Here is a 22,791-nt window from a genome sequence, read left to right on the forward strand (position 1 = left end):
TGCGGCGGGGTCACCCTGGCGTACGCGCGTGCCGATGCTCGCGGGAGAATCCTCGCGTGCCCAAGCCCATCACCATCCTCGTCGAGGGCGAGTCCGACAAGGCCGCCGTCGTCGCCCTCGCTCCTCGTCTCGGTGTCGACCTCGCGGCCGAGGACATCACCGTCACCGTCATCGGGGGAGCCGGCAACTTCGGCCGTGCGATCCCCGAGGCCGTCAGGCTCGGTCACCGCGTGGGCGGCCTCTACGACGAGGCCGAGGAGCGCTTCGTCGCGGACGCGCTCAACCGCCAGGTGGGGGAGGACCTGACCCGGCAGGGGTTCTTCGCCTGCCGCCCTGACCTGGAGCTGGAGCTGGTGCGCTCGATCGGCGCCGTCGAGATGGCGCCCCTGTTCGAGGCCAACGGCGACCTGAAGACCTTCCGCAACTTCCAGGACCAGCCGAAGTACCGCGACGCGGACGTGCTCGAGCAGCTGCGCCGCTTCATCGGCGCCAACGGGGCCCGCAAGGCGAAGTACGCCGCCGTGATGGCCGAGGCCGTGGACTTCGGCGCCGTCCCCGAGCCCCTCGAGGGCCTGGTCAACTGGATCTGGAGCGCCTGAGCTTCCTGCATCCGTCAGGCGTGCGACTGGCTCGAGCTCGGAGCCACGAGGCTCGGCTCGAGCTCCAGGTCGGGCACGAGCTCGAGCAGGAGCTCGCGCACGCGGGCGTCGAGGTCGGCGACGATGCGGCGTACGGTCGCCTCGTCCTGACCGCCCGGATCGTCGACGGGCCAGTCGCGGTAGGTGACGCCGGGGACGTAGGGGCAGGTCTCCCCGCAGCCGAGGGTGATCGCCAGGTCGCTGGCCGCGATCATCGCGCGCGTCAGGTCCTTCGGGTGCTCGCGCGAGGTGTCGAGGCCGAGCGCCTGCAGGGCGTCGGCCACCTCGGGGTGGATGTGGTCGCCCGGCTGCGTGCCGGCGGAGACGGCGACGACGCGGCCCTGGGCGTAGTGCTCGGTGAGCAGGCGGGCGGCGACGGAGCGTCCGCCGTTGCGTACGCAGGCGAAGACGACCTGCGCGACGTGGGCCTCGGGCGTCGGGCTGGTCACGGAGTCGCTCCTCGGGTGTCGGGGAAGAAGCGACGGGCCCAGAGGCTGACGTAGACGAGGCCGACCAGTACGGGCACCTCGATGAGCGGCCCCACGACTCCGGCGAGGGCCTGTCCGCTGGTGACGCCGAAGACCGCGATCGCGACCGCGATGGCCAGCTCGAAGTTGTTGCCGGCGGCGGTGAAGGCGACGGTCGTGGAGCGGGCGTAGCCCAGCCCGACTCGGCGCGCGAGCAGCAGCGACCCGGCCCACATGAGCGCGAAGTAGACGACCAGCGGCAGCGCGATGCGAGCGACGTCCAGTGGTTGGCGGGTGATGGTCTCGCCCTGGATGGCGAAGAGGACCACGATCGTGAAGAGCAGTCCGTAGAGCGCCCACGGCCCGATGCGCGGCAGGAAGCGGGCCTCGTACCAGTCGCGGCCGCGTCGGGCCTCGCCGATGCGGCGGGTGAGGTAGCCCGCCACGAGCGGGACGCCCAGGAAGACGACGACGCTCCACGCGATCAGCCACGGGGAGACGTCGAGCCCGGTGGTGGAGAGACCGAGCCAGCCGGGCAGCAGGTCGAGGTAGAACCAGCCCAGCAGCGCGAAGGCCAGGACCTGGAAGACGGAGTTGACCGCGACGAGGACGGCGGCAGCCTCGCGGTCGCCGCAGGCCAGGTCGTTCCAGATGATCACCATGGCGATGCAGCGCGCCAGCCCGACGATGATCAGGCCGGTGCGGTACTCGGGCAGGTCGGGCAGGAAGATCCAGGCGAGCGCGAACATCAGCGCCGGGCCGACGACCCAGTTGAGCACCAGCGAGAGCGCCATCATCCGGCGGTCGCGGGCGACGTGGCCGACCTCGTCGTAACGGACCTTCGCGAGCACCGGATACATCATCACCAGCAGCCCGAGGGCGATGGGCAGTGAGATCGACCCGACCGTGACCGCGTCGAGGGCGTCGGCGATGCCGGGCACCCAGCGCCCCACGAGCAGGCCGGCGACCATCGCCAGCCCGATCCAGGCCGGGAGGTAGCGGTCGAGGGTCGAGAGCTGGTGCGCGACCGGCGCCTCGGACGTCGCGGTGCCGCTCACGCGGTCGGCTTCGTGGCGCGGACGATCGCCCCGTGCATCCCCGGCGCGGCCTCGTGGGTGAACTCGACCTCGGCGTCGACGAAGCCGACCGCGGCCAGCCCCTCGAGGTACTCGGCGCGGGACAGGGCCCCCGCGATGCACCCCACGTACGAGCCGCGCTCGGCCCGCTCTGCGGGGGTGAGGTGGTCCTCGGCGACGACGTCGGAGACACCGATCCGGCCACCGGGGGTCAGCACCCGGAACATCTCCGAGAGCACCTTCGGCTTGTCGGCCGACAGGTTGATCACGCAGTTGGAGATGACGACGTCGACCGACGCGTCGGGCAGCGGGACGTCCTCGATGGTGCCCTTGACGAACTCCACGTTGCTCGCGCCGGCTGCCGCCGCGTTGGCGCGGGCCAGGTCCAACATCTCGTCGGTCATGTCGACCCCGTAGGCGAACCCGGTCTCCCCGACCCGGCGGGCGGAGAGGAGGACGTCGATGCCGCCGCCGGAGCCCAGGTCCAGGACACGTTCGCCCGGACGCAGGTCGGCGACGGCCGTGGGGTTGCCGCAGCCCAGGCTGGCAGCGACCGCCTCGGCAGGAAGGCCCTCCTGGTCGTCGCTCCCGTAGAGCGCAGCGCCGAACGAGTCGTCGACGACGGCGTCGCCGCTGCAGCACGAGGCGCCGGGGCTGTCGACGACCTGCAGTGCGTCGTTGACCTCGGCGTTGCTGGAGCCGCGCGTGACGGCGACGGCGGCCTCGGCGTAGCGGGCCCGGACCTGCTCGCGTACGTCGGCGGCGGGGCTGGTGTCGTGCTCGGTGCTCATGGTGGTGCTCCTCGTCATCGGTCTTCCTCGACAGATCGAGGTTCGTCGATTCATCGACGTTTGTCAATGTGTCTGGCAGACTCGGGGCATGGCTACGCCCATTTCCCTGCCCCTCGCCGACGGCGAGTGCTGCGCCACCGTGACCGGTGGGGCCCTCGACGCCGACGAGGCTGCTCAGCTGGCGCGACAGTTCAAGGCGCTCGGGGACCCCACCCGCGTACGCCTGCTGTCGCTGATCGCTGCCCAGCCCGAGCGGGAGGCCTGCATCTGCGACCTCACCGACCCCGTCGGACTGGCGCAGGCGACGGTCTCGCACCACATGAAGCAGCTGGTGGACGCCGGTCTCGTCGTCCGCGAGCAGCGTGGGCGCTGGGCCTTCTACCGCGTCGTGGAGAGCACGCTCGCGCAGCTCAGCGAGGCGCTCAAGCCCTAGGGTGGCAGCCCGGTCGGGCGTCCGGGCCTGACGTCAGGCGGTCGCCGTCGGACGCCGCCGCACCGCCCTCCGGATGACTGAGCCGGGCTTGGAGGCCAGCAGCGGGTCCCAGTCCTCGGTGATCTCCGTCAGGCGTGACTCGTCGACGAAGACCGCCCCGTCCCTGACCTCCTGCTCGAGGTCCCGGCCCAGGATCGTGCCGGCGGTCTTCATGCCGCCCCAGATCGTGGCGTTGATGCCGAACATGTGCTCGGTGCTCGCGCCACCCAGGAAGAGGCCCGGGATGTGGGTCGTGACCTTCGGACGGAACGGGCCGAGGTTCTTGAGCAGCGGGGCGATGCCGTAGCAGGAGCCGTCGGAGGTCAGGGTGAACCGTTCCTGGGTCATCGGGGTGGACGCCTCGCAGAAGACCATCCGCTCGCGCAGGTCGGGGATCATCAAGGAGGCCGTGTCGAGCACGCGCTCGGTCAGCTCCTCCTTGAGCGCCCGGTACTTCTCGTCGCGCCCGTAGTCGGCACCCTCCATCGGGTCACCGTCGACGTTCCAGAACGCGTGCTCCTTCGGCGCCCAGCTCACCAGCTCGAGCGTCGAGTAGCCGGGCGGCGCCGAGTGCGTGCCGTCGGGATCCTTCGCCGTGGGGCAGCTGATGCCGACGGGCATCTGCTCGGGGCAGCGCCCCGCCTCCACCTCGCGGTAGTAGCCGTCGACGTCGTTGTTGGGCCAGACCCAGGCCAGCGGGGGAGTGTCGCGCTCACGCAGGTCGACGTCGAGGGCGACGTAGACGGCGAACATGGGCTGCGTCATCTCGAGGTCCTTGAGCCGTCGGCGCAGCCGTCGCGTGAGGTGCTCGTCGCCGACCAGCTCGGTCCAGGTCTTCTTGTAGTCACCCGCCGCGACGACGACGTCGGAGCGCAGCTCCTCCCCGCCGCGCAGGCGGACGCCCACCGCACGGCCGTCCTCGATGAGGATCCGCTCGACGCGCGACTTGGTGCGTACGGTGCCGCCGTACGACTGGACCACGTCAGTCAGGTGCGCGCCGATCACCTGTCCGCCCCCGCGCGGGTAGTAGGCGCCGGCCTGGAGGTAGTGGTGGAGCAGGCCGCCGTGCATCACGGCAGGCGTGCGGTAGGGGGGCCACGTGTAGTCGCCGTTCTCGGCGAGGATGACGGCCTGCGCGTCGGCGCTGAGGCCGCACGCGTCCATGAGGGTGGTGATCGGGCGGAGTCCCCAGCGCAGCAGCATCCACAGCTTGCGGCGCGGCTCCTCGCCGGCCGAGATGATCCGCAGGATGCGCACGCAACGGCGCAGGCCCGCCTCCTCCTCCGGGAAGGCGGCAACCAGTCGCTCGAGGTAGGTGTCCCAGCCCGTCGGCGTCTCGACCGTCGTGCCGGGGATCATGATCCGGCAGTGACCGTCGGGGTTCTGGCGCAGCCACTTGATCCGCTCGGTCAGCGACAGGCCGGACAGGGCGGTCTGCATCCGGCCGCCCGGGCCGCACTCGCCGACGTAGTGGGTGCCGACGTCGAACTCGAACTTGTTGCCCGCGCGGCGGAAGACCTGGGTGCTGCCGCCGACCACCTGGTTGGCCTCCAGCACCAGCACCCGCTTGCCGTTGGCGGCGAGGTAGGCGGCGGTGGTGAGTCCGCCGGGGCCGGCGCCGACCACGATCGCGTCCCAGGTCTCGGGCGCCGCCTCGGGGCCAGTCCTGGTCCCCGCCTCGGGGCTGGGCGGGGGTGTCTGGGCCTGCGTCGTCATGGAGATCCGTTCGGTGGTCATCTGGAGTCGGACTCCAGTTAACTCGGTCGGACGCCTTCACGCCAAGGAACACCGCCGGTCAGGTGGCCGGAGATTCCACGATCAACCCTTCCAGCAGGGTCAGGCCCGCCTCGATGACGGCCAGCTCGACCCGCTCAGGAGGGAGCTCGAGACCGTCGCGGCGCAAGGCAAGGGCGGCCACCCCGTTCCACGAGCCGAACAGGAAGTACGACAGCAGCTCAGGGTCGACGGGGCGGATCGCGCCGCTGGCCACGGCGTCCCGGATGCTGCTCTCGAACTCGCGCCGCAGCTCGCTGAACCGCTCGACGACGTCGTGCTCCACCGGCGTCCGCGGTCCGCGCTCGCCGGTGACCGTCAGGTACTTGACGACCACGGGGTGGTCCAGCAGCAACCGGAGGTAGGCGGCGCCGACGCCGGCGAACCGGTCCAGAGGCGGCACGTCCGCCGCGTACGCGGTGCGGAGCGCGTCGGTGGCCAGGCTCAGGACCCGTTCGGTGACGGCGGCCAGGAGCCCGTCCTTGGTGCCGAAGTGCACGTAGATCGAGGCGGGCGAGACGCCGGCGCGTGCCGCGACGTCCTCGATCCGGATCTCCTCCGCGGCGCGTTGGGAGAGGAGGAGCTCGGCGGCGTCGAGGGCCAGCGCGCGGGTGCGCTCCCGGCGCCGCGAGCCGCGGGCGGCCGCCTCAGCCGACACGGTCCTCGTTGGCCAGCCGGGGCTCCACGCGCCTGTCGGGGTGGTAGCCGGCCTTGTCGGCGTAGAACGCCCGGATCCGGTCCATGTCGGCGGCCACGTCGCCGGTCAGCTCGAGGGTGATGCCGAGACCGGAGGTCTTCGTGGTGCGGTCGACGTAGCCGAGGGTCACGGGCATCCCGGTCTCGCGGGCGATCCGGTAGAAGCCCGACTTCCAGTGCGTGTGGCCGCTGCGGGTGCCGTCGGGGGTGACGACGAGTCCGAAGACCTCGCCCTCGCGGATGCGCTCGATCACGCCCTCGACGACGCCGCGGGGGTTCTTGCGGTCGACCGGGATCCCGCCGAGGGCCCGCATGACGGGACCACGCCAGCCGGCGAAGAGGCTGTGCTTGCCCATCCAGCGGATGTCCATGTCGAGGCTCCAGGCGATCCCGAGCATCAGCAGGAAGTCGAAGTTGGACGTGTGCGGCGCACCGATCAGGACGGTGGGGCGGTCGGGGGCGGGCTCGGTGACCAGCTTCCACCCGCTCAGCGTCCAGAAGGCACGGGCGACGAGACGACGGATCATGGCCACAACCTAGGCCATCGGGGCCGCTGGCTCAGGGGGAGACCGCCCGCTCCTCGGCGGCGTGACCGGGATCCAGGTGGTCGGCCTGCGACAGGCGCAGCGGGGTGAAGGGGCCGTCGGCCTCGGCCGCGCGCACCCGGGTGGTGATGCAGACGTGGTCACCACCCTCGTCGAGCACCGCGACCCGGTCGAGCAGGATCTGTCGAGGGCAGTCGCGGATCATGGGCACGCCGTGCTCGTCCAGGTCGACGTCGAGGCCGTCGAACTTGTCGACGTCCTCACCCGACTGCGTCCCGAAGCGCTCCGCCAGGGCGAGGTCGTGCTCGGCGAGGAAGTGCACCGCGAAGTGCCCGGACCGCAGGCTCGTGCGGTAGGTGTGGTTGGCCTTCGACAGCCAGAAGGAGTAGCCCTCCGCGTCGATGCTCGACTGGGAGTGGAAGCCGACCACGCAGCCAGCCAGGGTCCCCTCCGCGGCCGTCGTGACGACGACGAGCGGCGGGTCGAGCGAGGCCATCAGGGTGTCGAAAGGAGCGTCCACCTCTCCACCGTAGCCCTCGGGCCCGCAGACGTGGCGGTGCCGTGCTTGGCTTGCGCCCATGACCACCGCGACGCCCGTCTGGGAGACCCACCCCGTCACGCCCGACCGCTTCGACGACATGGGTGACGTGATCAACCCGAACCGGCGCGAGAACCACTGCTGGTGCCTCTCGCACCGGTGCACGGCCGGCGAGATCGCCGAGCTGGGGGAGACCCGCGAGGACGCGATGCGGGCCCTCACCGAGCGCGAGCCGCAGGGCGTCGTGACCTACCGCGACGGCGTCCCGGTCGGGTGGTGCAGCATCGGCCCGCGCTCCCACATCAGCCGCCTGACCACGTCGAAGCTCATCCGCCCCCTGGACGACCTCGACGTCTGGAGCATCATCTGCGTCGTCGTACGCAGCGGCCACCGACGTCAGGGCGTCACCGCTGCGATGCTCGAGGGTGCGGTCGCGTACGCCGCCTCCCAGGGCGCGCCGGCCGTGGAGGCCTATCCGGTCGACCCCGAGGGGCGCATGGACCTGACCATGGCCTTCGTCGGCACCAGGTCGATGTTCGAGCGAGCCGGCTTCGAGGTCGTCGGCACCACCGACGCCGTGGCCAGCAGGATGCCGCGACTCATCATGCGGCGCCTGCTCTGAGCCGCCTCGGCGTGGGTCAGCCGTGGCCCTGGTCGAAGATCCGCCAGGGCCCGTCGTCGCTGCTGCGCGTCAGCCGGTAGCCCCACGTCATCGATCCGTCGCCGAGCGAACCGTCGCCTCGCAGGGCCCGCATCTCCAGGTCGAAGCGGACGGGCACGCTGACCACCTCGTCGGTGGCTGGTCGACCCGACCAGGCAGGGTCCTCGGACCGGGGTGACTCGATCGCGGGGTTGCTCAGCGACGCCACGTCGGCGCACCACGTGGAGTCCTGCGAGGTGCCGGCCTCGCGCAACGCGACCGCGGTGTCGCAGTCACCCGCGTCCAGTGCGTCGAGGTAGGCCGCAACCACCTCCCCAGGGGTGGCGTCGTCGGCAGGCAGGGCGACCTCGCGGTCCTGGTGTGGCGCCGCCAGCCACCAGGCGGCGACACCCCCTGCGGCGACCAGCGCGAGCGCCAGGGCGACCCACCACTTGTTCATGGGGGTCACTGTCGCAGACTTTGTCGGCTCGCGGGACGCGTCAGGCGCTCGCCGGCGCGCCGACGGGTCGGCGCGTCACCCACCCGAGCCCGACCCCGACGGCCACGCCGAGGAGCGTCTCCACGCCACGGTCCACCAGCAGCTCGCGCACGGAGGTGGGGGCGACCAGGTGCACCATGAGCAGAGCCAGCGGGGTCACCACGAGCAGCGCCAAGGCGTAGTTGCGCCCGATCAACAGCTCGGCTGCACCCTGGAGCGCGACCACCACGCCGATCAGCGCCAGCACCGGCAGGTGCAGGCTCAGCAGCCCAGCCGCCACCAGGAGCCCGCCGAACGTGCCGAGGAGGCGCTGCACGCCGCGGGTCACCTGCTGCGACCAGTCGCGGGCCACCAGTGGCACGACCGCCGCGACCATGGCCCAGTACGGGTGCCCGATGCCGAGCGGACCGCTCAGCGCGGTGGCGGCCGAACCGGCGACCAGGCAGCTGAGGGCGCAGCGTACGACGTGACGTCGGGCGACCGAGGCCCAGTCGCTGCTGCGCGGTGGAGCGGTCGCGACGCCGGCCCCGCGCCGGCCCCGCCACCAGCCGCCCGCCCCGCCCACCAGGACGGCGAAGGCGGCCGTGGCCGCCGACACCAGCAGGGCCGGCAGCAGGTCGGCCGCGGTCGAGGGGATCGAGGCGCAGGCGCCGAAGGCGAAGACCAGGAAGAGGGGGCCGGGCGGGTGCCAGCCCTGGGCGTCCGAGGCGTAGGAGCCGACGGCGGCCACCAAGGTCGCGCCCGGGACGGCCAGCCACGCGCGTTCGTCGGAGAGACCGACGGCGGTGCCGCTGACGACGGCGGCCACGAACATCACCCCCAGGGTGACCTGCAGCCGCCACCGGTGGGCCGCGACGTCGTGACGGCCGTACAGCGCGACGAAGGCGCCGAACGCGGCGTAGATCGACCACTCCATGCGACCCGAGGCCCACAGGAGCAGCAGGGGGACGGCCAGCGAGAGTGACGCCCGCAGGGCCACGCGGTGGGCCCCGGCGTGCGGTCCCAGGCGGACCACCTGCCTGCGCCACGACGTCGGGGACGGAGGAGCTGTCACCTCTTCATGATCCTCCAGCGAGCGTGGGGTGGTCGCGCGGGGGAGGACCTACCTGTCATCGTGTGAGGCATGGCTCGTGGACTCGTCTCACTGCTCCTGCTCCTCGCCGGGATGGCGATGACCCTCGTCGCGATCCCGTCGGCCTGGATCGACCGTGACCTCCTGGACAACGACCGTTACACCGACGCCGTCGCCCCGCTCATCCACGAGCCGGTGGTGCAGGAGCAGGTCGCCCGCGCCCTCACCACCCCGATCAGCGAGCGCCTCGATCTGTCGCCCGTGCTCGAGCGTCTGCTCCAGGACGCGACGGAGAAGGTCGTGGCCACCGAGGCGTTCGTCCCGGTCTGGACCGACGCCGTACGCCTGTCGCACCAGTCGGCCGTGGAGGGCCTGCGCGACGAGGGGAAGGGCGTCAACTTCGTCAAGGACGGGGTCGTGGTCGACCGCAAGGCCCTGGTCGAGGCTCTGCGGCCCCGGCTGGCGGAGGCGGGACTGCCGTTCGCCGACCAGATCCCCGCCGGAGAAGGAACCATCGTCCTGGCCAGGGGACCCGACGTGGACCGCGCGGTCACGATCGCCCGCGTGGCCGACCGGTGGGCGCCGGAGATGGCGGTCGCGGCCGTGGTGCTCCTGCTGCTCAGCGTGCTCGTCGCGCGCCGACGCGGCCTGGCGTTGACGGTGGCCGGACTCGGCGTGCTGGCGGTCGCCGGCCTGTGGTGGTGGGGGATCGGGTCGGACCGCAACGGCCTGCTGTCGGCGGCCGGTGACGAGCCCGTCACGACGACCCACCTGCTGTGGGACGCGCTGTCCGCGTCCTTGCGCGACCTCGTACGCGGCGTCGCCGTGGCCGGCGGTGTGACGACTGGCCTCGGCCTGGTCGTGGCGTTGCTGGGCGCCGTGGGAGGTCGACGCCGCCCCGCGTGATCGAGGCGTGGTCGAGCAGGCGGGTGAGTGCAGGACGTGTGACTCACCAGCCATGGGAGAACATGAGGACGTGACGTCGGGGCGCCCGCCCCGGCACGGGAGGCGTTGATGGGTGCGGTGTCCGAGGTCCCTGACCGATCCGAGGAGCTGGGCGTCCACTCGGAGGTGGGCCGCCTGCGCACCGTTCTGGTCTGCGCCCCCGGTCGGGCCCACTCGCGCCTGACGCCCTCCAACTGCGACGACCTGCTCTTCGACGACGTCCTGTGGGTGGAGAAGGCCCGCGCCGACCACGACGACTTCGTCGCCAGCATGACCTCGCGGGGCATCGAGGTGCTGGAGCTCCTCGACCTGCTCACCGAGACCGTGGCCATCCCCGAGGCCCGTGACTGGGTGCTCGGCCAGCAGGTGCACCCGCACCGGGTCGGCGTCGAGCTGGTCGACGACGTGCGCGCCTACCTCGAGGAGCTCAGCCCGAACGAGCTGGCGCAGACCCTGATGGGGGGCCTCAGCACCCACGAGTTCCCGGGCGCCGGCAGCGCCGACCTGATGCGGCTGGTCCGTGACTCCTCCGGGGTGGCCGAGTACCTCCTGCCGCCGCTGCCGAACCTGCTCTACACCCGAGACACCACGTGCTGGGTCTACGGCGGGGTCACCCTCAACCCGCTCTTCTGGGCGGCGCGGACCGAGGAGACGGTGCTGACGGCTGCCGTCTACCGCCACCACCCGCGCTTCGCGGGGCGGGTGACGGAGTGGTGGGGCGATCCCACCGCCAACTGGGAGCTGGCCACGGTGGAGGGGGGTGACGTGATGCCGATCGGCAACCGCACCGTCCTGGTCGGGCTCTCCGAGCGCACCTCGCGCCAGGGCATCAGCTCACTCGCGACCGCGCTCTTCGCCCGCGGGGCGGCTGACCGGGTCATCGTGGCTGCGCTGCCGCGGATGCGGGCGACCATGCACCTCGACACGGTGCTGACCTTCGCCGACCGCGACTGCGTGCTGCTGCACCCCGACACCATGGACGAGGTCCGCACCTTCTCCCTGCGCCCCGGCCCGCGCGGTGGGCTCGACGTGCGGGCGGAGGAGAAGCCCCTGACCGAGGTGATCGCCGAGGCGCTCGGCCTGCCGCGGATGCGGGTCGTGGAGACCGGTGGCAACGACTACGTCCGTGAGCGCACCCAGTGGGACTCCGGGGCCAACATCGTCGCCCTGGAGCCGGGGGTGGTGATGGCGTACGACCGCAACACCCACACCAACGCGCTGCTGCGCGCCGAAGGCATCGAGGTCATCGAGATCGTCGGCTCCGAGCTGGGCCGGGGTCGCGGCGGCGGCCACTGCATGACCTGCCCGATCGCCCGGGACGGTGTCGACTTGTCGTGACGCACGACGGTGTCGACCTGTCGTGACGCACGACGGTGTCGACCTGTCGTGACGCACGACGGTGTCGACCTGTCGTGACGCACGACGGTGTCGACCTGTCGTGACGCACGACGGTGCGGACACCGAGCGAGGGTGCCCGCACCGTTCGGGCGTACGAGGTGACGAGCGCCTCAGCGCTGGCGCTGGGCCAGCGCCCCGGTGAGCAGGGCCACCATCGCCTCGATCTGGATGTCGGCCGAGGCGGTGACCTCCTCCTCCGAACCGTCGAGCGCGCGGGCAGCCAGGCCAGCCTTGGAGTCGATGAGCTCGGCGATCCGGGTGTCGATCGTCTGGGCGGCGATGATGCGCCACGCGGTGACGGGCATGTCCTGACCGATCCGGTGGACGCGGTCGATCGCCTGGGTCTGCTCGGCGTCGGTCCAGGAGAGCTCGGCCAGCACCACGTTGGAGGAGACCTGGAGGTTCAGGCCGACTCCTGCGGCGGTCAGCGAGCAGACGACGACCTCGACGTCGGGGTCGTTGACGAACGCGTCGATGTTCTTCTCGCGCACCGACGGCGTCTGGTTGCCGCGGATCGACGCATAGCCGATGCCACGGTCGGCGAAGACCTTCTCGCAGGTGTCCATGACGTCGACGTGCTTGGCGAAGACCACGACCTTGCCGACGCTGCGTGCCAGCTGGGCGGCGTAGTCGGCGGCCAGGGGTGCCTTGGCGGTGCCGATCCGGCGGATCATCGTGAAGACGTTCTCGCCGGAGTTGTCGTCGCTCGTCTCGTCGCGCTCCCACTCCGCGACCCGGCGCACCAGCTCGTCGTCGATGCCCGAGGACTGGTTCTCCGGGGCGCGGGCGGACATGACGCGGTCGTAGCGCTCCACCAGACGGCGTGCCAGCTCGCGCTCCGCGGCCCGGATCGAGCGCCCTGCCTCGTCGTCGAGCTCGACGGGGATGTCGGCGATACGACGCGCGGGGATGTCGGCGGCGACGTCGACCTTGCGGCGACGCACGATGCCCATCTCGATCACGGCGCGCCGTGCGGCCGGGTAGAACGCCTTGTCCTCGGGCGTGAAGCCGGTCTCCTCGAGGCGGGCCATCAGCTCGGGCAGCGGCTTCTTCTCGTCGATCCAGCCGAGGAACTGCCAGATCGAGGTGAAGTCCTCGATGTCGTTGATCAGGGGGGTGCCGGTGAGGGCCATCATCAACGGGCGCACGGTGCGCTGGCGGATCCGGTCGGCGATCTCCAGCACGTGCTGGGAGCGCTGCGACTTGCGGTTCTTGATGAAGTGGGCCTCGTCGACCACCATGCTCTTGAACCCGAGGTCGCCGAGCCAGCCGACGTGGCGGTCGAGCACCTCGTAGTTGACGATCACGATGTCGGCGAAGCCGTTGATGTCGTGGCCGTCGCCGTGGATGACGGTGGCGGTGTGGCGCGGCACCCACCGCTGGGCCTCGCGGGCCCAGTTGGTCTTGACCACGTTGGGCACGACGCAGAGCATCGGGAAGGCGTCGGCGGCCTGGGCGGCGAGGAGCGCCTGGGCGGTCTTGCCCAGACCCGGCTCGTCGGCCAGGAGGAAGGTGCGGTGCCCCGCCTGGACGGAGGCGACCAGCTTGGCCTGGTGGAGCATCATCTGCTGGCCGTCACGGGTGGTGAGGCTCGTGGGCTCCGGCATGTCGAGCACGGCCGGGGAGCCGTTGCCGATCTCGAAGGCGCGCAGCAGGGGGCCGATCAGCTCCCACGTCGAGAGGCGATGCGTCTTGGGCTCGATGCGCCGGGCGGCGGACTCGAAGTCAGGGCGCTGGAAGGGGTTGGCGAGCTGGCGCGAGACAACCGACTGGGGTACGACGCGACGCTCGCGGCCGGGCACGTCCACGGTCGGCTGGTCAGGCTCCGACTCGTCGACGAACTCGAGGCCGGCGGCCTCGACCATCTTGCGCTTCATGGTGCGCGCGGCCTCGCTGATCTCGGCGCCCTCGTCGAGGAGCATCAGCAGGGTGGTGTCACGGGCGGCCGTCTTGGCCAGGATGGTGGCGACGCCGTCGAGGCGCTTGAACTGCTCGGCCTTCGTGGCCTCCGTGGCCTCCGCGTCCTCCTTGATCCGGGCGCGCTCCTCGCGGACGAGGAGAGCCACGACCTGGAAGCGGGTGCGGGCGTGGGGAGAAACCTTGCCTCGCTGGGCCTCGTTCTCGATCTCGCGCACGGCGCGGGCGAGGATCGGGATGATGCCCTCGTTGTCGAGGTGACGGGTCTTGCGAGCGCGACGGCCGCCGCGGTTGCCACCGCGAGATGCCGTCTTGTTCTGGCCGGACAAGCAGTTCCTCCATGAGAGTGCCGTGACGGTGTCGGGGGGACACGGCGCCAGGGCTTGGTCAGGCACGGGCGGGCTCAGGCGTCGAGGCGGGCTCGTGACCTCGCTCGAGGGTTCGCCTCGGGTTGAGGCCCACCTCCGGGAGAGCAGCGCGAGCGACGTTTCCCTCGGCGCCACTGGCGTCTCGAGGACGTCAGGTGGGGCGCCAGCCGCGGCTGTGCTGCGTACAGCGTATCGCTTTTGACCTGACCCGTCGGCATTGCCCACATGCTGCGTCGCCGCGTCGCCGCGTCGCCGCGTCGTCGCCGGCGTGAAGGGGCAACCGCCGCCGGGGCCGGTCTCACCAGGTTCAGCGCGTACGCCGTCGCGTCCATTCCCGGCGCAGCATGCCGGGCACTGCGACGGCGATGCGGCGCCAGCGCTGCACGCGCAGCTTCCACAACGGGGTGGTCGTGGTCTGGTCGCCGTGGAAGGCCTGCAACTCGTCGTCGTTGAGCATCAAGGCGTGCCACACGAAGGCGGGCCACTGGCGAGGGCGGAGCGAGCGGAAGCGGTGGAGGTAGGCCATGCGCGGGTCGCTCGTGGTGGCGATGCGCCAGTGGTCGATCCGCGCGGCCTCGGACGGGTGGGTGGGGTCGGGAGGCGTGAGCCCGAGGCGCTCCAGGAAGGGCGCGAGCGTCAGGGCGGCGCCGGTGGCCCGGGCGCAGGCGAGGAGGTCCTCCCCGGCGGGACCCGCGAAGAGGGGGGTGGCCCGCTCGACGAGGGCTTCGAGCGCGGCGGAGTTCTCGGGCCGCCAGGGGGCGCGCAGGTGGTGGAGCGCGGCGATGGCGGCACTGCCGGCCAGGTCGGTGGCCATCACCTCGCGGCCGGCCTGCTCGATGGGGTGGCGCCGGCGCCACAGCTCCTCGAAGACCTCCGCCGGGGGCGCGAGGAAGCCGGGGTAGTAGGTGTGGGCGTCGATGCCCATCGGCCAGTGGTCGTTGAGCAGGTCGACCGAGTGGAACTCCAGGAGCTTCGGGGTGGTCGTCTCCGGGGTCCTGCGCCAGCCGGCGCGCTCCATCCCGGCGACGAAGTCGTCCACGTCGTCGGGATGCATCAGCACGTCGATGTCGGCCGACACCCGGGGAGCCCGCAGGCCGTGGGTGGTGAGCGAGATCCCCTTGATGGCGAGCACCCGGGTGCCGGTGCGCCGGGCGACGTCGGCAGTGAGCGCGTACAGCAGCTCCATCGCCTCGGCGCCGGTGACGCGCTCCGTGGCCGCCGCGGGGGCTGCCCCCACCGTGGCGACGTCCGCTGGGCCGTCCGCCAGCTCGCGGTCCAGGTCGTGGTCCTGCGCACCCATCACGCCACCTCCTGGAGGAGCCCTTCGCGCAGCAACGTGGCCACGAAGGCGGAGACGTCGTCAGCCACCTCGTCGACCGGGGCCCCGAAGGCCTCGGCGACCTCCTGGGTCACGTCGGCGAGCGAGCGCCGTCCGTCCACCGCAGCCCAGATCTCCGCTGCCGGACCGGTGAGGATCCGAGGGGGGTGGGCGGCGTCGTCCAGGTCGAGCAGGACGACGCGCGCCGCGTCACCGACGTGGAGCACCGAGGTCCTGCGGGCGAGCGCCGTCATGGGTGACGTCACTTGCGAGCGAGGCGACGCTTGGGCTGCTGCTCGCGACGGGCGGCCTTGGTGACCGCCTTCGACTCCTTCTTCTCGCTGCGCGAGGCGTAGCCGCCGTAACCTCCGTAGGAGCCGTAGCCGCCGTAGGACCCGTAGCCGAGGACCTTCCGCTTCTGCGGCACCCGGTTGACGATGACGCCGAGGGTCTTGGCGTCGACGCGCTCGAGGTGCTCCAACGCGCTCTCGAGGTGGTGGTCCTTGGTCTTGCCCGTCGAGATCACGATGAGCGCACCGTCGGTGCGGGCCGCGAGGATCGCCCCGTCGGTGACCGGGAGCAGCGGGGGAGCGTCGATGACGACGATGGCATCCTGCGACAGTCGCGCGAGCAGGTTGCGCATCGCCTGCGAGCCGAGCAGCTCGCTGGGGTTGGGAGGCACCGGGCCGGCGGCGAGCACGCGGAGGCCGTCGTGGCCGGGGATGCGCTGCAGGGCATCCTCGATGCCGATCTTGCCAGTGAGCACGTCGGTGAGGCCGACGCCCTCGACGAGGCCGAGGCTGGACGCGACCATCGGGCGACGCAGGTCGCCGTCGACGAGGATGACGGGCTGGCCGGAGCGCTCGATGGCCGCCACCAGGTTGGCGGAGACCGTCGACTTGCCGTCACCGGGCATCGGGCTGGAGACGACGATGACGCGCGGCGGGTTGTCGACGTCCATGTAGGTGAGGTTGGTCCGGAGCTTGCGGAAGGCCTCCGAGGCAGGGCCCTGGCCGAAGATCCGGGCGTCTGCGTCGACGGCGAGCTGTGTACGACCGGAGTCGCCGCGGTTGAGCAGGTCAGTGACCGGGATCTGGCCCACGACGCTGACCGAGAACCTCTCCTCGATCTCACGCTTGCTCATCAGGCGGCGGTCGAAGGTGCCGCGCAGCACGGCGTAGCCGAAGCCGAGCAGCAGTCCGACGAGCAGAGAGAGCGCCAGGTTGCGGACAGGGTCGGGGGAGATCGGCGCGCTCGGCAGGTCGGCAGCCTCGACCGGCATGATGCGCAGCGGAGCGGTGCCCTTGCCCTGGGGGTTCTGGATCTCCTCGACCGTGTCGGCGAGGGCGGCGACCCACGCGTCGGCCAGCTCGACCGCGAGCTCGGGCGTGCCAGCGCGAGCGGTGATCTGGATGAGCACGGTGTCGGGCGGCTGGATCGCCTCGATGCTGCCGACCAGGGACCCGGGGGACTCCTCGAGCCCGAGGTCGTCGATCACGCGCTCGGCGACGGCGCGGCTACGCGCGATCTGGAGGAAGGAGGTGGCCTTCGACTTGGCGAGGCTGTCGTTGACCGAGGCCAGCGAGGTGTTGTCGTCGGTCTCGGACGTGGTCACGAACCCGTTGGCGTTGGCCGCGTAGACGGGGGACCGGGTGGCGGTCCATCCAGCCCCCATGACCACGCACACCACGGCGATCGCCAGCACGCCGCGCCAGTGGTTGCGCAACAGCCGTACGTAGTCCTTCAACTCCACGGATGAACCCCTCGATCGGAAACGCGTCGGTCGCAGTGTACGGGGGGAGTCGGGGCTGAGGGTCTCCACCGCCCGAACCGGGCACCCCTACACTGCCCGGCATGGTGGATAACTCGAGCGAGGCCGAGACCGCGTCCGTCGCCCTGCATCTGATGGGGGTGGTCGTCGAGGTGCGCCCCACGGGCACCCGCTCGGCGGAGCTGCGCACCGACCTCCTCCGCGCCTGGGAGCGTTGCCTCCCCGGCCGACCCGGCGTCGTCGCCACGGCGGACGCCACCCTCGAGGTCTGCCTCGACGACGACCCGGAGGTGGCGGCGCAGGCGCGCGGGCGCGGCGCCGTCGCCGGCACTGACCTCTTCGTCGTGATGGACGAGGTCAGCAGCCAGCTCACCCAGGTGGCCCTCGAGCAGGTCGTCGGGAAGAAGTGGCTGCTCCACGCCTGCGCCCTCGCCGACACCACCACCGGGCGCACCGTGGTGCTGGTCGCCCCGTCGGGCACCGGCAAGACGACCGCGGCGCGCACCCTGGGCCGTACGTTGGGCTACCTCACCGACGAGACCGCGGTGATCGGCCTGGACGGCTCGATCGTCCCCTTCGCCAAGCCGCTCTCCCTCCTGGTCGACGGCAGGCGCCCCAAGCGCCAGGTGTCACCGGCCGAGGCAGGCCTCGTGGCGGCTCCGTCCGAGTGCACGGTGGTCGCGGTCGCGCTGCTCCAGCGCGAGTCGGAGCCGACCGAGGTGCGGGTCGAGGACGTGCCCATGGTCGAGGGGTTGGCGCGGCTCGCCGAGCAGACCTCCTCCCTCCACCTGCTCGAACGCCCGCTGCACACCGTCGCCGACCTGCTGCGCGAGCGCGGGGGACTGCGGCGCCTCGTCTACTCGGAGGCCGAGGACCTGGTCCCGGTCATCAGCGGGTGGCTGCGAGACCCCGATGCTGCGACCGACCCTGAGGCCGCCGGCGCCGCCGCGGCGTCCCAGCCCGTCCTGGAAGGGATCCAGCCGTGACGACGACTGCCCGCGTGCGCCGGCTCCCGGTGATCGACGAGTACGTGGAGGACGGCCGCAGCGCGGTCCTCGTCGAGGGCCACGCCCTGACGCTCTCGGAGATCGCCACCTACGTCCTCTCGTGCCTGGGCGAGGAGTGGAGCGCGTACGACGCCCTCGTCGCCACGGTGGAGGCGGAGGTCGGTGCCCCCGCAGAGGGAAGCACGAGTGAGGCGCTGGAGCAGGTGCTGCGTGACCTGGCCGGGCACCGCCTGGTCGAGCTCGACGACTCGCCGGTGGGCTGACGCGCCCAGCAGCACTCAGTCGAACCAGGAACGGCGCATCGAGTAGATCCACCGCGTACGCGGCCACTCGGAGACCGACCACAGGGTGTCGGTCTCGGGCCAGTAGGAGAGGTCCTCGGGGCCCATGGGCGTGGCGAATCGGTGACGCCGCAGGCGCCCGGGCTGACCGGTGAAGATGGTGCCGGGCGACGGGCCCCGCGAGACGCTGATGTGGTGGCGGCCACGGGCGATCACGGCACCCTGCATCTGGACCGTCCCGGCCTCGTGGAGCACCGGACGCGACAGCCCCGACTCGTCCGTCTGGGGCAGCCACGTCTCCGCGTCGAGGTCGAACTGCGCGAGACGGGTGCTCTGGTCGTTGCGCCCGTACTCACCGGCCAGGAGTCCCGGCGGCTGCGTGGAACGGTCGAGAGAGAGGAACGAGTAGCGCAGGGGCACGTTCCCCTCGTCGGAGTAGGCCCGGTGCGCGAACCGGACCGGCAGTACGTAGTGGTGGCCGAACGAGGAGACCCTGCCGCCACTCTCCTCGTCGAAGACCCCGATCTCGTCCGGATGGGCGTTGTCGTCGGCCACCCGCATCAGGTCCCCCACGTGGCAGGAGACGAAGCCACGGGCGGTGGCGGCGACGTGGAACCAGGGGCCGGCCCACACGACTCCGCCGGCGTGGATGCGGACGGGGCGCAGCTCGAGCCGTCCCTCGGCGTCGACGACGGGCTCGACCAGCAGCACGTGGCGGTAGCGCAGGGTGTCGAGGTCGAGGAAGGTCAGGCGCGAGCCGCGGCCCACCCCGGCCTCGGCCTTGGCGTACCAGGTCGTCACCACGACGCGACGTCCCTCGACCGTGCCGGTGGGGTCGGCGTCGGCCGAGGTGGTGACGCCCTGCGGCCACCAGACCCGGTCGGCCTGGTCGTGGCGGTCGAACGCGATGGCCCGCTGGACCGCACGCCCGGCCAGACGCCCTCTCAGAGAGGGGGTGGCGGTGAACTTGAGGTCGTCGAGGAGGGCGCCGAGGGTGGTCCTGCCCCCCAGACGCTCGGCCAGCAGGTCGATCTGCACACCGTGCTCCTCGGAGCGTTCGAGGTGCACACCCACGGTCCCCCCGCCCGGCTGCTCCACCCGTCCTCCTCGCCGTCGTGACTGCCTGACGCGACCCACGCTAGCGAGGCGTGGGTGGGCAGGGGGAGGATAGGAGGGTGAGGGCGATCTTCTTCGACGAGGACGACGCGCGGGCCGTGGAGGCCCGGTTGCTGCGCGACGGCTACACCGCCGACCTGGTGCGAGAGCGCCTCTCCGGCGAGGACGACGACGAGGACCACCCGTGGGCGGTCGTGAGCGACGCCCCGGAGTTCGTGCTCGACCTGCTCACCGACGAGTTCGACGGCTGGCTCGACCCGGAGGAGCCCGACGTGGCCCCGCCCCCGGTCCTGCCCCCGCTGGAGCTTCCCCGAGCCCCGCGACGGGTCAAGCGTCCGGACCTGCTGGGCGACGAGCGCGGGACTAGGCTCGATCCATGACCTCCCAGCCGACCTCGCTGCCCGAGCAGCGGATCCTGCTCGTGCACGCCCACCCCGACGACGAGGCGATCGGCAACGGCGCCACGATGGCGAAGTACGTCGCCGAGGGACGCCACGTCACCCTGGTCACCTGCACCGCGGGGGAGCAGGGCGAGATCCTGGTCCCCGAGCTGGAGCACCTGGCCGCCGACCGCGACGACGCGCTCGGCCCGGTCCGCCGCGAGGAGCTGGCGGCCGCGATGGCCGAGCTCGGGGTGACCGACCACCGCTTCCTCGGCGGCTTCGGCACCTACCGGGACTCCGGCATGAAGTGGCACCCCGAGGGCCACGCGGTGCCCGCCGACGAGATCCACGACAACGCCTTCTGGCGTGCCGACCTCACCGAGGCGGCCGACCACCTCGTCGCCGTGATCCGCGAGGTGCGCCCGCAGGTCCTGGTCACCTACGACCAGTTCGGTGGCTACGGCCACCCCGACCACATCCAGGCGCACCGCGTCGCGACGTACGCCGTCGCCCTGGCCGCCGTGCCGTCCTACCGCCGTGACCTCGGCGAGGCCCACGACGTGGCGAAGGTCTACTGGACCGCCATGTCGGAGTCGCGGATGCGCGACGGCCTGCGTCGGCTGCGGGCCGCCGGTGACGAGACCACCTTCGAGGGCATGGACCCCGAGGGCCCGATGCTGATGGCCTCGCCCGACGAGGACCTCGCCGCTGCCGTCGACGCCCAGGCCTTCATCGAGCAGAAGATGGCCTCGATGCGCGCCCACTCCACCCAGATCACCGTCGACGGGCCGTTCTTCGCCCTCTCCAACAACGTGGGCTCCCAGGCCTTCGGCATCGAGTACTACCGCCTGGCCAAGGGGACGCTGGGCCCGGTGGGGCCCGAGGGTCTGGAGACCGACCTCTTCGCGGGTCTGTGACCGGGGTGGCCCGTGCCGGCGCTGCTCTCCTGCTCGCGGCGGCAGGCGCCCTGACGGCGCTCGCCGGCGTGATGCTGCACGGGCGTTGGTGGGGCCTGGCCCTGGCCGCCGCCGTCACGGTCTACGCCGCGTGGTCGCTCCCGGCTGCGTGGTGGGCACGGTTCCCGTTCGTCCTCGGGTGGGTGCTGCTCACGCTGGTGGTGCTGACCGGACGCCCCGAGGGCGACTTCCTGGTGGCCTCCACGCTCCAGGGCTATCTCTTCCTCGGCATCGGCGCCGTGCTGGCGTTCGTGGCTGCGCTGGGTCTGCGACGCGCCCGCGCCGTGGTGGACGCCTAGCCGTCCGGGTTGGTCCGGCCCTCCTACACTCACAGGGTGTTTGCTTCGAAGTCCGACCCCGTCTCGACCTCCGCCCCTGTCGAGGACTCCGAGGAGAAGGCTGGCGGCCGTGTGGTCGTCGGGCTGCTCCTCGGCATCGTCCTCCTCGTCGGAGGTGCCTACGTGGTCGCCCACCAGGTCACCGGTGGCAAGGTGCCCCGCGGTACGACGGTGGCGGGCGTCGCCATCGGCGGCAGCTCCGCCGAGGAGGCCGAGCAGCGCCTGCGTGACGGCCTCGAGGACCGCGTGGACCAGCCCCTCGAGCTGGTCGTCGGCGACGAGAAGCGCTCGGTCACACCCGCGGAGGCCGGGCTCTCGGTCGACTACGCGGGGTCGATCGAGGCGGCCGGCGGCGGCAGCTCGTGGGCGCCGGAGCGGCTGTGGACGTACTTCACCGGTGGACACGACCTCGACGCGAAGGTCGACCTCGACGAGGCGGCGTTCGACGGCCTGCTCGACGAGCTCGGTGAGGAGTACGGCAACCTGCCCGTGGAGGGCGCGGTGACCTTCGTCGACGGCCGGATCCGCACCACTGATCCCGAGCCTGGTCAGGCGATCGACGCCGAGGTCGCCCGCAAGGCCTTCCTGACCGCCTACCTCGGGCCCTCCCAGGAAGTGGAGCTGGAGCTCGAGCAGCAGCAGCCGGAGATCGACGAGGCCGACGTCGCGGCGGCGCTCAACGACTTCGCCAACGCGGCCGTCTCGGAGCCCGTCGAGCTGGTCTTCGACGAGACCACCGTGCGGCTCTCGCCCCGCGACTACTCCAAGGCGATCGCCCTGGAGACGGTCGACGGCGTCTTGCAGCCGAAGCTGCGCCCCAAGCAGCTCAAGGCGGTCCTCGCGGACGCACTCGCCGGCGACGGCGGCCCGGTGGAGGCCACGGTCGCCCTGAAGAACGGCAAACCCGTCGTGGTTCCCGACGAGCCCGGCGTGGCCTTCGAGCAGAAGGAGGTCAACGACCTCTTCCTCGACCTGGTGGCGGCCGAGCCCGACAAGCGTCGCGCCACGGTGGAGGCCGAGGTCGCCCGCTCCGACTTCCGCACGGACGACGCCGAGGCGCTGAACATCAAGGAGGTGGTCGCTGACGTGACCACCCAGTTCCCCTACGCCGAGTACCGCAACATCAACATCGGCCGGGCTGCGGAGCTCATCAACGGCACCGTGCTCAAGCCCGGTGAGACGTTCTCGATGAACGACACGGTGGGTGAGCGCACCCGCGAGAATGGGTTCACCGAGGGCTTCATGATCGCCGACGGCGTCTTCAAGGAAGACCTGGGCGGCGGAGTCTCGCAGATGGCGACCACCCTCTTCAACGGCGCCTTCTTCGCCGGTCTCGAGGACGTCGAGCACAAGCCGCACTCCTTCTACATCAGCCGCTACCCGGTGGGTCGCGAGGCGACCGTCGCCTGGGGCTCGGTCGACCTGCGCTTCAAGAACGACACCGACCACGGCGTCCTCATCGAGGCGAAGGTGACCCCGGCGACCCCGTCGAGCCAGGGTGTCGTGCGCGTACGCATGTGGTCGACGAAGGTGTGGGACATCAAGGCCGTCACCGGTGACCGCTACAACTTCACCCCGCCCAAGACCCGCACCATGACGACCTCCAGCTGCGTGCCCAACAGCGGCTACGGCGGCTTCGAGATCAACGTGAAGCGCGTCTTCCGCAAGGCCGGCGAGAGCAAGGTCGTGCGGACGGAGAACTTCCACACCACGTACACGCCCTCCGACACGGTCGTCTGCAAGAAGCCCTGACCGCGGTGGCCGTCGGGACCGTGCCGGACCTGCC

General features: G+C 71.6%; 25 protein-coding genes. 11 read left to right on the forward strand and 14 right to left on the reverse strand.

The annotated features are described in order from the left end of the window. The first annotated feature begins 56 nt into the window (after window positions 1-56). Window positions 57-599 (forward strand): TOPRIM nucleotidyl transferase/hydrolase domain-containing protein, encoded by a 543-nt coding sequence (locus tag FCL41_RS03630; protein ID WP_137067307.1) that lies wholly within the window; start codon window positions 57-59, stop codon window positions 597-599. A gap of 14 nt (window positions 600-613) precedes the next feature. Here FCL41_RS03630 and FCL41_RS03635 read toward each other — a convergent pair whose 3' ends face one another. Genes FCL41_RS03635 through arsM form a run of 3 tightly spaced genes read right to left on the reverse strand, consistent with a single transcriptional unit; the run spans window position 614 to window position 2,972 of the window. Then, a complete protein-coding gene (locus FCL41_RS03635) occupies window positions 614-1,087 on the reverse strand; it encodes an arsenate-mycothiol transferase ArsC (protein WP_137067306.1) in 474 nt (157 codons plus the stop codon). After that, complete coding sequence (arsB, locus tag FCL41_RS03640; RefSeq protein WP_137067305.1) at window positions 1,084-2,163, reverse strand: ACR3 family arsenite efflux transporter; 1,080 nt, start codon at window positions 2,161-2,163, stop codon at window positions 1,084-1,086. The genes FCL41_RS03635 and arsB overlap by 4 nt, the downstream gene beginning before the upstream one ends. Next, window positions 2,160-2,972, reverse strand: coding sequence for an arsenite methyltransferase (gene arsM / locus FCL41_RS03645; protein ID WP_137067304.1), 813 nt, complete (start codon window positions 2,970-2,972; stop codon window positions 2,160-2,162). The genes arsB and arsM overlap by 4 nt, the downstream gene beginning before the upstream one ends. Window positions 2,973-3,060: 88 nt before the next feature. Here arsM and FCL41_RS03650 point away from each other — a divergent pair, with 88 nt between their 5' ends. After that, window positions 3,061-3,405, forward strand: a complete 345-nt coding sequence (locus tag FCL41_RS03650) for an ArsR/SmtB family transcription factor (RefSeq protein ID WP_137067303.1) — start codon at window positions 3,061-3,063, stop codon at window positions 3,403-3,405. 33 nt (window positions 3,406-3,438) lie between these two features. Here the strand turns inward: FCL41_RS03650 and FCL41_RS03655 are convergent, their stop codons facing one another. From FCL41_RS03655 to FCL41_RS03670, 4 genes are read right to left on the reverse strand one after another with little or no spacing between them, the layout of a single operon-like run. Beyond that, window positions 3,439-5,181 (reverse strand): phytoene desaturase family protein, encoded by a 1,743-nt coding sequence (locus FCL41_RS03655; protein WP_239021756.1) that lies wholly within the window; start codon window positions 5,179-5,181, stop codon window positions 3,439-3,441. 58 nt (window positions 5,182-5,239) lie between these two features. Beyond that, the gene (locus FCL41_RS03660) at window positions 5,240-5,875 is read right to left on the reverse strand and encodes a TetR/AcrR family transcriptional regulator (RefSeq protein ID WP_137067302.1); all 636 of its coding nucleotides are present in this window, start codon (window positions 5,873-5,875) and stop codon (window positions 5,240-5,242) included. Next, a complete protein-coding gene (locus tag FCL41_RS03665; RefSeq protein WP_137067301.1) occupies window positions 5,865-6,440 on the reverse strand; it encodes a 1-acyl-sn-glycerol-3-phosphate acyltransferase in 576 nt (191 codons plus the stop codon). The genes FCL41_RS03660 and FCL41_RS03665 overlap by 11 nt, the downstream gene beginning before the upstream one ends. A 31-nt stretch (window positions 6,441-6,471) precedes the next feature. Then, a complete protein-coding gene (locus tag FCL41_RS03670; RefSeq protein WP_212723216.1) occupies window positions 6,472-6,978 on the reverse strand; it encodes a flavin reductase family protein in 507 nt (168 codons plus the stop codon). Between the two features lie 58 nt (window positions 6,979-7,036). On the opposite strand from FCL41_RS03670, the gene FCL41_RS03675 reads away from it, so the two are divergent. Beyond that, window positions 7,037-7,618 carry a GNAT family N-acetyltransferase gene (locus FCL41_RS03675; RefSeq protein ID WP_137067299.1) on the forward strand — a complete coding sequence of 194 codons (582 nt, stop codon included), beginning with the start codon at window positions 7,037-7,039 and terminating at the stop codon, window positions 7,616-7,618. A gap of 16 nt (window positions 7,619-7,634) precedes the next feature. On the opposite strand, the gene FCL41_RS03680 is transcribed toward FCL41_RS03675, so the two are convergent. Further along, on the reverse strand, window positions 7,635-8,096 hold the full coding sequence (locus FCL41_RS03680) for a hypothetical protein (protein WP_137067298.1): 462 nt from the start codon (window positions 8,094-8,096) through the stop codon (window positions 7,635-7,637). A 40-nt stretch (window positions 8,097-8,136) separates the two neighbouring features. Beyond that, the gene (locus FCL41_RS03685; protein WP_137067297.1) at window positions 8,137-9,189 is read right to left on the reverse strand and encodes an FUSC family protein; all 1,053 of its coding nucleotides are present in this window, start codon (window positions 9,187-9,189) and stop codon (window positions 8,137-8,139) included. A gap of 69 nt (window positions 9,190-9,258) precedes the next feature. On the opposite strand from FCL41_RS03685, the gene FCL41_RS03690 reads away from it, so the two are divergent. Together FCL41_RS03690 and FCL41_RS03695 are read left to right on the forward strand one after the other, a co-directional pair. Beyond that, complete coding sequence (locus FCL41_RS03690; protein WP_137067296.1) at window positions 9,259-10,113, forward strand: hypothetical protein; 855 nt, start codon at window positions 9,259-9,261, stop codon at window positions 10,111-10,113. 108 nt (window positions 10,114-10,221) lie between these two features. Continuing rightward, window positions 10,222-11,490 (forward strand): arginine deiminase, encoded by a 1,269-nt coding sequence (locus FCL41_RS03695; RefSeq protein WP_137067295.1) that lies wholly within the window; start codon window positions 10,222-10,224, stop codon window positions 11,488-11,490. Window positions 11,491-11,660: 170 nt separating this feature from the next. Here the strand turns inward: FCL41_RS03695 and FCL41_RS03700 are convergent, their stop codons facing one another. The 4 genes from FCL41_RS03700 to FCL41_RS03715 all read right to left on the reverse strand — a co-directional run bounded on the left by FCL41_RS03700 (window position 11,661) and on the right by FCL41_RS03715 (window position 16,906). Then, a complete protein-coding gene (locus FCL41_RS03700; protein ID WP_137067294.1) occupies window positions 11,661-13,796 on the reverse strand; it encodes a DEAD/DEAH box helicase in 2,136 nt (711 codons plus the stop codon). A gap of 346 nt (window positions 13,797-14,142) precedes the next feature. Next, window positions 14,143-15,135 (reverse strand): nucleotidyltransferase family protein, encoded by a 993-nt coding sequence (locus FCL41_RS03705; protein ID WP_137067293.1) that lies wholly within the window; start codon window positions 15,133-15,135, stop codon window positions 14,143-14,145. Then, complete coding sequence (locus FCL41_RS03710; protein ID WP_137067292.1) at window positions 15,135-15,407, reverse strand: PqqD family protein; 273 nt, start codon at window positions 15,405-15,407, stop codon at window positions 15,135-15,137. The genes FCL41_RS03705 and FCL41_RS03710 overlap by 1 nt, the downstream gene beginning before the upstream one ends. Window positions 15,408-15,415: 8 nt before the next feature. Then, complete coding sequence (locus FCL41_RS03715; RefSeq protein WP_170970355.1) at window positions 15,416-16,906, reverse strand: tyrosine-protein kinase domain-containing protein; 1,491 nt, start codon at window positions 16,904-16,906, stop codon at window positions 15,416-15,418. A gap of 101 nt (window positions 16,907-17,007) precedes the next feature. Here FCL41_RS03715 and FCL41_RS03720 point away from each other — a divergent pair, with 101 nt between their 5' ends. Both FCL41_RS03720 and FCL41_RS03725 read left to right on the forward strand, forming a co-directional pair. Beyond that, entirely contained in the window at window positions 17,008-17,910 is a 903-nt protein-coding gene (locus tag FCL41_RS03720) for a P-loop NTPase and SpoVK domain-containing protein (RefSeq protein ID WP_137067290.1), read from the forward strand. Continuing rightward, the gene (locus FCL41_RS03725; protein ID WP_137067289.1) at window positions 17,907-18,194 is read left to right on the forward strand and encodes a hypothetical protein; all 288 of its coding nucleotides are present in this window, start codon (window positions 17,907-17,909) and stop codon (window positions 18,192-18,194) included. The genes FCL41_RS03720 and FCL41_RS03725 overlap by 4 nt, the downstream gene beginning before the upstream one ends. A gap of 15 nt (window positions 18,195-18,209) precedes the next feature. Here the strand turns inward: FCL41_RS03725 and FCL41_RS03730 are convergent, their stop codons facing one another. Further along, window positions 18,210-19,310 (reverse strand): hypothetical protein, encoded by a 1,101-nt coding sequence (locus FCL41_RS03730; protein WP_137067288.1) that lies wholly within the window; start codon window positions 19,308-19,310, stop codon window positions 18,210-18,212. 77 nt (window positions 19,311-19,387) lie between these two features. Between FCL41_RS03730 and FCL41_RS03735 the strand changes: the two genes are divergently transcribed. From FCL41_RS03735 to FCL41_RS03750, 4 genes are read left to right on the forward strand one after another with little or no spacing between them, the layout of a single operon-like run. Further along, the gene (locus FCL41_RS03735; protein ID WP_239021757.1) at window positions 19,388-19,708 is read left to right on the forward strand and encodes a hypothetical protein; all 321 of its coding nucleotides are present in this window, start codon (window positions 19,388-19,390) and stop codon (window positions 19,706-19,708) included. Beyond that, window positions 19,705-20,628 (forward strand): N-acetyl-1-D-myo-inositol-2-amino-2-deoxy-alpha-D-glucopyranoside deacetylase, encoded by a 924-nt coding sequence (mshB, locus tag FCL41_RS03740; protein WP_137067286.1) that lies wholly within the window; start codon window positions 19,705-19,707, stop codon window positions 20,626-20,628. Before FCL41_RS03735 ends, mshB begins: the two co-directional genes overlap by 4 nt. A gap of 5 nt (window positions 20,629-20,633) precedes the next feature. Beyond that, a complete protein-coding gene (locus FCL41_RS03745; RefSeq protein ID WP_137067285.1) occupies window positions 20,634-20,966 on the forward strand; it encodes a hypothetical protein in 333 nt (110 codons plus the stop codon). A 36-nt stretch (window positions 20,967-21,002) separates the two neighbouring features. Then, window positions 21,003-22,757 (forward strand): VanW family protein, encoded by a 1,755-nt coding sequence (locus FCL41_RS03750; RefSeq protein ID WP_137067284.1) that lies wholly within the window; start codon window positions 21,003-21,005, stop codon window positions 22,755-22,757. Window positions 22,758-22,791 lie beyond the last annotated feature (34 nt).

This window comes from Nocardioides jishulii, from assembly GCF_006007965.1.
Classification (GTDB): Bacteria; Actinomycetota; Actinomycetes; order Propionibacteriales; family Nocardioidaceae; genus Nocardioides; species Nocardioides jishulii.